At 63.4% G+C, this 11,481-nt stretch carries 5 protein-coding genes; all 5 read right to left on the bottom strand.

The window, feature by feature from the left end; all coding sequences use genetic code 11:
* Positions 1–185 precede the first annotated feature (185 nt).
* Positions 186–2,261, bottom strand: a complete 2,076-nt coding sequence (locus ACM6IP_RS01685) for a putative bifunctional diguanylate cyclase/phosphodiesterase (RefSeq protein ID WP_414860803.1) — start codon at positions 2,259–2,261, stop codon at positions 186–188.
* A 161-nt stretch (positions 2,262–2,422) separates the two neighbouring features.
* Positions 2,423–3,916, bottom strand: a complete 1,494-nt coding sequence (locus ACM6IP_RS01680; protein WP_401131107.1) for an efflux transporter outer membrane subunit — start codon at positions 3,914–3,916, stop codon at positions 2,423–2,425.
* Positions 3,913–7,020: an efflux RND transporter permease subunit gene (locus tag ACM6IP_RS01675; protein ID WP_414860802.1), complete on the bottom strand. Its 3,108-nt coding sequence runs from the start codon at positions 7,018–7,020 to the stop codon at positions 3,913–3,915. The genes ACM6IP_RS01680 and ACM6IP_RS01675 overlap by 4 nt, the downstream gene beginning before the upstream one ends.
* Positions 7,017–10,121: an MdtB/MuxB family multidrug efflux RND transporter permease subunit gene (locus ACM6IP_RS01670; RefSeq protein ID WP_095168770.1), complete on the bottom strand. Its 3,105-nt coding sequence runs from the start codon at positions 10,119–10,121 to the stop codon at positions 7,017–7,019. Before ACM6IP_RS01670 ends, ACM6IP_RS01675 begins: the two co-directional genes overlap by 4 nt.
* Complete coding sequence (locus tag ACM6IP_RS01665; RefSeq protein ID WP_401131111.1) at positions 10,118–11,434, bottom strand: MdtA/MuxA family multidrug efflux RND transporter periplasmic adaptor subunit; 1,317 nt, start codon at positions 11,432–11,434, stop codon at positions 10,118–10,120. The genes ACM6IP_RS01670 and ACM6IP_RS01665 overlap by 4 nt, the downstream gene beginning before the upstream one ends.
* Between the last annotated feature and the right edge of the window lie 47 nt (positions 11,435–11,481).

Genomic DNA, 11,481 nt, shown 5'->3' with positions numbered 1-11,481 from the left:
GTAAGAGCCTTTTGCTTACTTTTGCGCTGTTCAAAAGTGAGCCGCTGTAAAAGCGGAACCATAGGTGGTCGTTACCGCAGAAATGGATATGTACGCGGTCTAATCCAACACCCCAGAGGCCCACAGGTGCAACGTCGCACCACAGCTGTGTAGAAACCTATGCCCATCGCGGGCAAGCCTTGCTCCTACACCACCTGCTCCGCCCGATGGATGTCGAGCATGAAGCGTTCCGCCGGCAACGGGTGGCCCAGCAGGTAGCCTTGCAGCGAATCGCAGCCCAACTGGGTCAGGAAATCCTGCTGCATGTCGGTTTCCACGCCCTCGGCAACGATCCGCAGCCCCAATGCCTGGCCCAAGGCAACGATGGCCGAGACGATCGCGGCGTCATCGCTGTCGCGCTCCAGGTCGCGCACGAAGCCGCGATCGATTTTCAGCTCGTTGGCGGGCAGGCGCTTGAGGTACATCAGGCTCGAGTAACCGGTGCCAAAGTCATCAATGGACAGGTCGACACCCATTTCCGATAGCTGATTGAGCACCGTCATGCTCGCGTCCGCGTCGCTCATGGCCGTGGTTTCGGTGATTTCCAGGGTCAGGCTGTTGGCAGGCAGGCCGTGGGTAGCCAGGGCCTTGGCGACGCTGTGGACCAACTCGGTGTGACAGAACTGCAGCGCCGAGAGGTTCACCGCGATGCGCCAGTTGGTGTAGCCCTGCAGATGCCAGAGGCGCATCTGCCGGCAGGCTTCATTGAGCACCCAATCGCCAATCGGGATGATCAAGCCGGTTTTTTCCGCCAGTTCGATGAACTTGTCCGGCAGCAGCATGCCCTGGGTCGGGTGCTCCCAGCGCAACAGCGCTTCGGCCCCCACCGGATGACCGTTGCTGGCATCGAACTTGGGCTGGTAATACAACCGGAACTGATCCTGTTCGAGCGCGTTGCGCAGGTCCTGCAGCAACTGCAACTGGCGCCGCGCGTTGTTGTTCATCGACACATCGAAGAAGCGATAGCCATTCTTGCCAGTACCCTTGGCGTGGTACATCGCCGCGTCGGCGTTCATCAACAGCTCTTGCGCGGTGTGGCCGTTGCCGGGATAGACCGCAATGCCGATGCTGGCCGAGATCTGTAGATCGTGCTCACCGACCCGGAATACCCGGGAAAGCAGGCCCACCTGGCGCGCTGCCAAGCGCAGCGCATCGTCCGGCTCGTGCAGTTGCACCAGCAACACGAACTCGTCACCGCCGATCCGCGCCAGGGTGTCCTGGCTACGCAAGTCCTCGCGCAGGCGCACGCTGACCTCACGCAGCAACTGATCGCCCATGTGATGCCCGAAGGCATCGTTGACCGGTTTAAAGCCGTCCAGGTCGATGAACATCAGGGCAAAACAGCCGCTTTGTTCCTGCACCATGAGCATGGCCTGGTCGATGCGGTCGGCCAGCAACACCCGGTTGGGCAGCCCGGTCAGGGTGTCATGCAGCGCCAGTTGGGTCAGTTCGCGGTTGGCCAGGGTCAGGGAATTGGCCAGCTCCGAGGTGCGCGCCTCAAGGCGCGCGTCGAGAATCGAAGTCAGCAAGGCAATGCTCAGCACCGCCAACGTGGTCACCAGCACCAGATTGTCCAGGCCCTTGCCGCTCAATCCATCGACCGCCGCACCGCAGAAGCTGCCATCGGCAAAGCGTGCCGCAGCCATCCCGGTGTAATGCATGCCGACAATGGCCAGGCCCATGATCACCGCCGCCCCACCACGGGCGAAGCGCACATAGGGCGTGTTCTGGCGCAGGCGGAAGGCGATCCACAGCGCTGCGGCAGATGCCCCCACCGCAATCAACAGGGAGGCGCCGAACAGACTCGGGTCATAGTCGATGCCAGGGGTCATGCGCATGGCTGCCATGCCCGTGTAGTGCATGGCGCTGATGCCCGTCCCCATGATCAAGGCACCAAACCCCAACTGCCAGGCAGGTAACTGGGGTTGGCTGACCAGCCACAGGGCAAAACCGCAGGAGAGAATGGCGATCAGCAGCGACAAGGCCGTGATGCCGAAGTCATAGCCCAGGTCGATCGGCAAACTGAAGGCCAGCATGCCGATAAAGTGCATGGACCAGACTCCGACGCCCATGGCCAGTGCACCGCCGACGGTCCACAGGTGGGCCGCTCGCCCCTTCGCCGTAGCGATACGCCCGGTCATGTCGAGGGCGGTGTAGGACGCCAAAATAGCCACGCAGAGCGAAATCAGGACCAGCGCAGGGGAATAGTTACCGATGAGCATCAGACTTCTCGACTATGCCCTGGCTGAAGCGTCCGTGCACCCTGGGCGAAAGTTGCCGATTGTACTGATTCCAAGGGCGAAAGCACCTGCAAAGTAATCAAAAGGCCACCAGCGCGACAGAAAGACTGTAACAAGCTCGACAAGCCCTTACGGAGCCTAGGTCATTGGCTTTCAGCGGGTATCAATTGCCCGTCCCAACCGCCGCCCAACGCCGCAATCAACTGCACGCTGGCGATCAGTCGGCTCTGCTGCAAGGTCAGCACACTGCGCTCGTTGCTCAAGGCCGTGGCCTGCACCACCACCACGTCGAGGTAGGCGATCAAGCCGGCCTTGTACTGGTTCTGGATCAGGCGCAACGACTCCCGAGCGGCATCCAGCGCCTGCTGGCGCACCACGGCTTCGTCGCCCAGGACCCTGAGCTGGACCAGGTAGTTTTCTACCTCGCGAAACCCGTCGAGGACGGTCTGCCGGTACTTGGCCACGGTCTGGTCATACAGCGCCTCGTTGCGATCGACTTCCGCCGAGCGCTGGCCGCCGTCGAACAATGGCAGGTTGAGTTGCGGCCCCACCGACCAGAAACGGTTGGGCAAGCTGATCAGGTCGGTCGAGGTACTGCTGCTGTAACCACCGGACAGGCTCAGGGTCAGGTCCGGGTAGTAGGCGGCCTTGGCCACGCCGATATTGGCGTTGGCAGCAATCACCGAGCGCTCGGCCGAGGCAATATCCGGACGCCGTTCGAGCAATTGCGAAGGCAGGCCCAACGGCACTTCGGGCAAGTCCGGGATGTCCTGGGTTTCGGCCAGGGTGAATTCGGCGGGCGCCTGGCCCATCAACACCGCAATGGCGTTCTCGAACTGCGCGCGCTGCCAGATCAGGTCGATCATGTCGGCCTGGGTGCTTTTGAGCTGGGTCTGGGCCTGGGACACCGCGTCCTTGCCAGACACCCCGGCGCGGTACTGGTTTTCGGTCATTTTCAGCGAGCGCTGGTAGTTTTCCACGGTGGCCTGCAGCAGGCGCCGTTGCTGATCGATGACCCGCAGTTGCAGGTAATTCTGTACCAGCTCCGATTGCTGGCTCAGGCGCATGGCCGCCAGGTCCGCAAAGCTCGCCTCGGCGCTGGCCTCGTTGGCCTCCAGGCCGCGGCGCAGCTTGCCCCAGATATCCGCTTCCCAACTCACCCCCAACTGCGTGTTGTAGGTGTTGCGGATGCCACTGCTGGAACTGCTCAAGGATGAACTGCTGCTCCCCGTGCCCTGGCTGGAGCGGGTTTTCCCGGCGCTCAGGTCGACCGTGGGGTAAAACGCGCCCCGCGCGCTGGCGACCAGGGCCTGGGCCTGACGGTACTGGGCCTCGGCCTGGGCGACGGTCTGGTTGGAGCTGTTGAGTTTTTCCACCAGGCCATTGAGCTGCTGATCGCCATACAGCTCCCACCAGGCGCCACGGGCCAGGGAATCGCTCGGATTAGCCTGGCGCCAGCCCTGTGCCTGCTTGTACTGGGCCGGTTCTGCGACGCTGGGGCGCTGATAGTCCGGGCCGACGGCGCAGGCACTGAGCATCAGGGCGCTGAGGGAAAGGCTCAGCAATCGCGAGCCACGGGCCGTCACCAGGCGCTGGGGCGACAGGCAGTCGCGGTTGAGTGGGTAACGGTCAGTCATAGCGCGGTTTCCAGAGCAGCATCGGTACGAACCCCACGCCAGCGGTTGACCCGGTGGCGCAAACGGTCGAGATAGAGGTAGACCACCGGGGTGGTGTAGAGCGTCAGCACCTGGCTGAAGATCAGCCCGCCAATGATGGTCAGGCCCAGCGGCTGGCGCATTTCCGCGCCCTCGGCACTGCCGAGCAGCAAGGGCAAGGCGCCGAGGATGGCGGCCAGGGTGGTCATCAGGATCGGACGCAAGCGCAACAGGCAGGCGCTGCGGATCGATTCCAGCGGCGCCAGACCCTGATGGCGCTCGAGTTGCAGCGCCAGGTCGATCATCAGGATGGCGTTTTTCTTCACCACGCCGATCAGCAGGAACAATCCCAGCAATGAGATCAGGCTGAACTCGCCGCCCAGCACATAGATCGACAGCAAGGCGCCGACCCCGGCGGACGGTAGCGTGGAGAGAATGGTCAGCGGGTGCACGTAGCTTTCATACAGCACCCCAAGCACCAGGTAGACCGCCAGCAAGGCGCCGAGGATCATCCACGGCTGGCTCTTCTGGGTCGCGGCAAAGGCGTCGGCGGTGCCGGCCATCTTGGCGGTCACTTCCTCTGGCAAACCGAGCTTGGCGATCGCCCGTTCAATGGCAGCCCCACCCTGCTCCACGGTCACGCCTTCAGCCATGTCAAAGGCGATGCTCTCGGAAGCAAACTGCCCTTCGTGGCTGACGCGGTCGTTTTCCAGGCTGTTTTCGTAGTGGGCAATGGCCGACAGCGGAATCCGCGCGCCGGTCGAGGTGATCACTTGCACCTGGTTGAGGGTGATCGGGTCCTGGGCATATTTGGGATTGACCTCCATCACCACCTGGTACTGGTTGAGGCTGTCGTAGATGGTGGAGATCTGCCGCTGGCTGTAGGCGTTGTTGAGCACCGAGGTGACCATGGCCATGTCGATGCCCAGGCGCTTGGCCTGGTCCCGGTCGACCACCAGTGTCACTTGCGCCGCACCACTGCCCTCGCGGGCGTCGATGGCGGTGAGCTCCGGCAGGGCCTTGAGCGCCGTCACCACTTTCGGGTACCACTCGCGCAGCGCCGACAGGTCACCGCTTTGCAGGATGTAGCTGTATTGCGACGACTGCTGCTCGCGGCCACCGCCAAACTGCAGGTCCTGGTCGGCCATCAGCATCAGTTGCGCGCCGGGCACCTTGGGCATTTCCTTGCGCAGGCGCTCGATGACTTTCTGCGCCGACAGGTTACGTTCCTTGATCGGCTTGAGGCGCACCAGCATGAAGGCGTTGTTGGTACCGTTGCTGCCGCCGATGAACCCAGCGACGCTTTCCACCGCATCGTCCTTGAGCACCGCGCGGCGGAAGATCTCCATTTTCGGCTGCATCACGCTGAACGACAGCCCATCGTCACCGCGCACAAAGCCGATCAGTTGGCCGGTGTCCTGCTGTGGCAGGAAGGTCTTGGGTACCACCACGTACAGCGCCACGTTGACGCCGATAGTGATGAACAGGCTGAACAGGGTCAGGCGCGGATGGCGCAGTACCCAGTCCAGGCTGCTGGCGTAGTACTTGACCATCCAGTCATTGGCCTTGCGGCTGCCGCGCTGCAGGCGGTTTTCCTGGCCTGGGGTATGGGGTTTCAACCAGCGGGCGCAGAGCATCGGGGTCAGGGTCAAGGACACCACCAGCGAGACCACGATCGAGGCGGCCAAGGTGATGGAGAATTCGCGGAACAGGCTCTCGATAATCCCGCCCATGAACAGGATCGAGAGGAACACCGCCACCAGCGAGACGTTCATCGACAACAGGGTGAAGCCGACTTCCTGGGCCCCCAGGTACGCCGCCTTCATCGGGGCGATGCCATCGTCGATGTGCCGGGAAATGTTCTCCAGCACCACGATGGCATCGTCCACCACCAGCCCGGTGGCCAGGATCAACGCCATCAGCGACAGGTTGTTCAGGGAAAAACCATAGAGGTACATCACCGCAAAGGTGCCGACCAGCGACACCGGGACCGCCAGCGTCGGGATCAGCGAGGCGCGGAAGTTGCCGAGGAACAGGAACACCACCAGGATCACCAGCCCCACGGCAATCAGCAGGGTCATTTCCGCTTCGTGCAGGGTGGCTTTGATCACCGGCGAACGGTCCATCGCCAGGTTCAGCTTGACGCTGGCCGGCAGCACCGCCTGCAAGGCCGGCAATTGCGCCTTGATCTCGTCGACCGTCTCGATGATGTTGGCGCCGGCCTGGCGGTTGATCACCAGCAGCACTGCCGAGTCGTCGTTGAAGAAGCCGCTGTTGTAGCGGTCCTCGACGCCGTCGCTGACCTTGGCCACGTCACTGAGGCGCAACGCCGAGCCGTTCTGGTAGCGGATGATCAGTGGTTCGTAGTCCTTGGCCTTCTCCAACTGGTCGTTGGCCTGCACCTGCCACATCCGCTGATCGTCTTCGATCGAGCCTTTGGGCCGGCGCACGTTGGCGTTGGCAATGGTGTTGCGCACGTCATCCAGGGCCACGCCGTACTGGTTGAGCAACTGCGGCTCGAGCTCGATGCGCACCGCCGGCAACGAGCTGCCGCCGATCTGCACTTCGCCCACGCCCGGCACCTGGGACAGGCTTTGCGAGAGGATGGTCGAGGCCAGGTCATACAGCTGGCCTTTTTCCAGCACGTCCGAGGTCAGCGACAGCACCATGATCGGCGCCTGGGACGGGTTGACCTTCTTGTAGGTGGGCATGCTGCGCATGCCGCTGGGCAACAGGTTGCGCGAGGCGTTGATTGCCGCCTGCACTTCCCGCGCCGCGCCATTGATGTCGCGGTCCAGGTCAAATTGCAGGATCACCCGCGTCGAGCCCTGGCTGGAGCGGCTGCTCATGGTGTTGACCCCGGCGATGGCGCCAAAGGAGCGCTCCAGCGGAGTGGCCACGGTGGAGGCCATCACCTCGGGGCTGGCACCCGGCAGGCTGGCCTGGACCACGATCACCGGGAAGTCCATTTGCGGCAGTGGCGATACGGGCAGCAGGCCGAAGCTGACGCCGCCCAGGAGCATGATCGCCAGGCTCAGCAGCATGGTCGCGACCGGGCGCTTGATGAAAGGTCCGGACAGGTTCATGGCTGTTCTACCGACTCCAGGCGCTCAGGCGCGGGCCGCCAGCGCCGCCCAAGGCGGTCGAAGTACAGGTAGATCACCGGCGTGGTGAACAGCGTCAGCACCTGGCTGACCAACAGCCCGCCGACCATCACCAGGCCCAGGGGCTGGCGCAGTTCCGCGCCGGAACCGGTGGCCAGCATCAGCGGCACCGCACCGAACAGCGCTGCAAGGGTGGTCATCAGGATCGGCCGGAAGCGCAGCAGCGCCGCCTGATAGATCGCCGTCGCCGGGTCCATGCCCTGGTTGCGCTCGGCCTCGAGGGCAAAGTCGATCATCATGATCGCGTTTTTCTTGACGATACCAATCAACAGGATGATGCCGATGATCGCGATCATCCCCAGGTCATTGCCACTCAAGAGCAACGCCAGCAAGGCCCCGACTGCCGCCGAGGGTAAGGTCGACAGAATCGTGATCGGGTGGATGTAACTCTCGTAGAGCACCCCGAGCACGATGTACATGGTCACCACGGCCGCCAGGATCAGCAGCAAGGTACTCGACAACGAGGCCTGGAACGCCTGGGCCGCACCCTGGAACTGGCTCTGCACGCCCAGTGGCATGCCGATGTCCTTCTGCACCTGTTCGATCAGTTCCACCGCCTGCCCCAATGCCACGCCGGGCGCCAGGTTGAACGACATCATCACCGCCGGGAACTGGCCGATATGGGCGATCGACAGTTGGGCCTGGCGTTCCTCGATGCGCGCCAGGCTGGACAATCGAACCTGGCCGCCGTCGGTGGTCTTGACGTGGATCTGCTCCAGCGCCTGCGGGCCGATCTTCTCGCCATCCTTGGCCTGCAGCACCACGCGGTACTGGCTGGCCTGGGTGTAGATGGTCGAGATCTGCCGCTGGCCGAAGGCGTCGTACAGGGCATCGGTGATGTTGGCCACCGACACGCCGATGCGCGAAGCCGCGTCGCGGTCGATTACCAGGTACACCTGCAGGCCCTTGTCCTGCAGGTCACTGGCGACGTCGGTCAGCTCCGGCTGGTGGCCCAGGGCTTCGACCAGGCGGCCGCTCCACAGGCTGAGTAACTCGGCATCCGGTGACGACATGCTGAACTGGTATTGGGTGCGACTGACCCGGTCTTCGATAGTCAGGTCCTGCACCGGCTGCATGAACAGGCGAATGCCCACCAGCTTGTCCAGTTGTGGCTGCAAGCGGGTGATCACCTGGGCTGCGCTGAGGTCGCGATCCTTGTGCGGCTTGAGGTTGATCAGCAGGCGGCCGCTGTTGAGCGTGGCGTTGTCGCCGTCCACGCCTATATAGGACGACAGGCTTTGCACCGCCGGGTCTTGCAGGATGATCTTGGCCAGTTCCTGTTGGCGCTGGCTCATGGCGGCGAAGGAGATGGACTGCGGCGCTTCGGAAATCCCCTGGATCACCCCGGTGTCCTGCACCGGAAAGAAGCCCTTGGGCACGATCATGTAGAGGAACACAGTGAGAGCCAGGGTGCCGATGGCCACCATCAGGGTCAGCGGCTGGTGCTTGAGCACCCACTGCAACTTGCGTCCGTAGGCGGCGATCATCCAGTCGATGCACGCGCCGCTGGCACGGTAGAAACGGCCCTGCTCTTCAGGCTTGGGCTCAGGCTTGAGCAAGCGTGCACACATCATCGGCGTCAGGGTCAGGGACACCACCAGGGAAATCAGGATCGCCACCGCCAGGGTGATGGCGAACTCGCGGAACAGCCGCCCGACCACGTCGGCCATGAACAGCAGCGGAATCAGCACCGCGATCAGCGACAAGGTCAGGGAGATCAAGGTGAAACCGATCTGCTTCGCGCCCTTGAGTGCCGCCTGCAGCGGGCTGTCGCCCTCCTCGATGTAGCGCGAAATATTCTCCAGCATGACGATCGCGTCGTCGACCACAAACCCCGTGGCGATGGTCAGGGCCATCAGGGTCAGGTTGTTGACCGAAAAACCGGCCAGGTACATCACCCCGAAGGTGCCGATCAACGACAGCGGCACGGCAATCGAAGGGATGATGGTGGCGCTGACGCGGCGCAGGAACAGGAAGGTCACCATCACCACCAGGGCGATGGCGATCAGCAATTCGTGCTGCACGTCGGTGACCGAGGCACGGATGGTCTGGGTGCGATCGGTCAGCACCGTGACATCCAGCCCGGCCGGCAGGTTGTCGGTGATGCTCGGCAGCAGCGCCTTGATCCGGTCAACCACCTCGATCACGTTGGCCCCCGGCTGGCGCTGGATATTGAGCAGCACCGCCTGGTTTTCGTTGGCCCAGGCCGCGAGGCGCTCGTTCTCGGCGCCATCGACGATCTGCGCGACATCCTTGAGCCGCAATGGCGCGCCATTGTTGTAGGCAAGGATCAGTTCGGCGTAGTCCTTGGGCGAGGTCAACTGGTCGTTGGCGTCGAGCATCGACACCCGGGTCGGGCCGTCGAAGTTGCCCTTGGGCTGGTTGACGTTGGAAGCGGCAATCAGGGTGCGCACATCCGACAGGTTCAGGCCGTTGGCCGCCAGGGCCTCGGGGTTGACCTTGATCCGCACCGCCTGGCGTTGTCCGCCGGCGATGCTGACCATGCCGACGCCGCTGATCTGGGCGATTTTCTGCGCCATGCGCGTATCGACCAGGTCGTTGAGTTTGGGCAGCAGCATGGTTTTGGAGGTGATCGCCAGGGTCAGCACCGGGGTGTCCGCCGGGTTGACCTTGTTGTACACCGGCGGTGCCGGCAAATCGTTGGGCAGCAGGTTGCTGGCGGCGTTGATCGCGGCCTGCACCTGTTGCTCGGCGACGTCCATGTTGATATCGAGGTTGAAGCGCAGGGTCAGCACCGAAGCGCCGCCGGAGCTGGTCGAGGCCATCTGGGTCAGGCCGGGCATTTGCCCGAACTGCCGCTCCAGGGGCGCGGTGACCGCACTGGTCATTACGTCCGGACTGGCGCCGGGGTACAGGGTCATGACCCGAATGGTCGGATAGTCCACCTGGGGCAGTGCCGAGACCGGCAGCAGGCGATAGGCGATCAGGCCGGCCAGAACGATGGCCAGCATGCTCAGGGTAGTCGCGACCGGACGCAGGATGAACAGGCGGGAGATGTTCATGCGCCGCCCTTATGCGCCTTGCCATTGGCCTCTGGTGCAGGCGCGGCATCGCTCGCCTGGCTGTGGAGGTTGTCGGCCGGCGCGGCCGGGACTTGGTTGCTGTCGTTGACCACCTCCACCTCGCTGCCCTCTTTCAGGCGATCGGTGCCTTCCAGCACCACCCGGTCACCTGGCTTGAGGCCTTCCTTGATCACGGTGTTGTCGCCGTCGGTGGCGCCGATTTTCAGTGGGCGAATGGTGACTTTCTTGTCGCCATCCAGGGCGTAGACAAACGTGCCGTTGGTGCCGAACTGAATTGCCGCCGAGGGCGCCAGGATCACCCCCTTGAGGGTGTCAGCGAGCAAACGCACGTTGACGAACTGATTGGGGAACAGCGCCTGGTCACGGTTGTCGTAGCGCGCCTTGAATTTCAAAGTGCCGGTGGTGGTGTCGATCTGGTTGTCCAGGCTCTGCAGTACGCCGGTGGCTTGCAACTGGGTGTCGCCACGGTCCCAGGCTTCGACCGGCAGCTTGGCCCCGGAGCGGTAGCGGGCCAGCACGACGTCGAGGCTGTTCTCCGGCAAGGTGAAGGCCACGCTGATCGGTTGGGTCTGGGTGATGATCGCCAGGGCCGTGGTGTCGTTGGCCGCCACCAGGTTGCCGACGTCCAGCTGGCGCAGGCCGACACGCCCGGTAATCGGCGCGCGGATGCGGGTGAATTCAAGGTTGAGCTTGGCGTCGTTGACCGCAGCCTGATTGGTCTTGACCGTCCCCTGGTACTGGCCCACCAGCGCGGCGGCGGTATCCAGGGTCTGCTTGGCGATGCTGTCCTCGGCGTACAGGCCGCGGTAGCGTTCCAGGTCCACCAGGGCGTTTTTCAATTGAGCCTGGTTCTGCAGCAGGGTCCCTTCGGCCTGGAGCAAGGCGTTCTGGTACGGGCGCGGATCGATCTCGGCGAGCAGGTCGCCGGCCTTGACCATCTGCCCTTCTTCGAAGGCGATCTTCACCAGTTCGCCGCCGACCCGACTGCGCACATTGATAGTGTTGAGCGCGGTAACAGTGCCCAGGGCCTTGTAGTACAGCGGGAAATCGCCGAGTACCGCTGGAGCCACCCGCACCGGAACCGCCCCCGCCGCGCCACCGAAACCCGGGCGCATGCCACCTGCCCTGCCGGTATGGCCGGCCGCCGCCTTGGATGCCGGGGCATCCTTGCTGGCGGAGCTGCTGGGCCAGAATTTCCAGCACAGGCCGCCAACCAGCAGCAGGACCAGCAGGCCGAACAGCCAGCGACGAGAATTACGGGAAGCGGAGGATTGCATGGAGTGATTAACCATTGGGCGCGTGGGCATCTTTATACGGGAGGCTGAAAGATAAGCACTAG

Origin of the sequence: Pseudomonas sp. IT-P176, assembly GCF_949767245.1 — a bacterium.
GTDB lineage: Bacteria > Pseudomonadota > Gammaproteobacteria > Pseudomonadales > Pseudomonadaceae > Aquipseudomonas.
The sequence above is the reverse complement of the archived record's forward strand: the minus strand, read 5'-3'. Positions and strand labels throughout refer to the sequence as shown.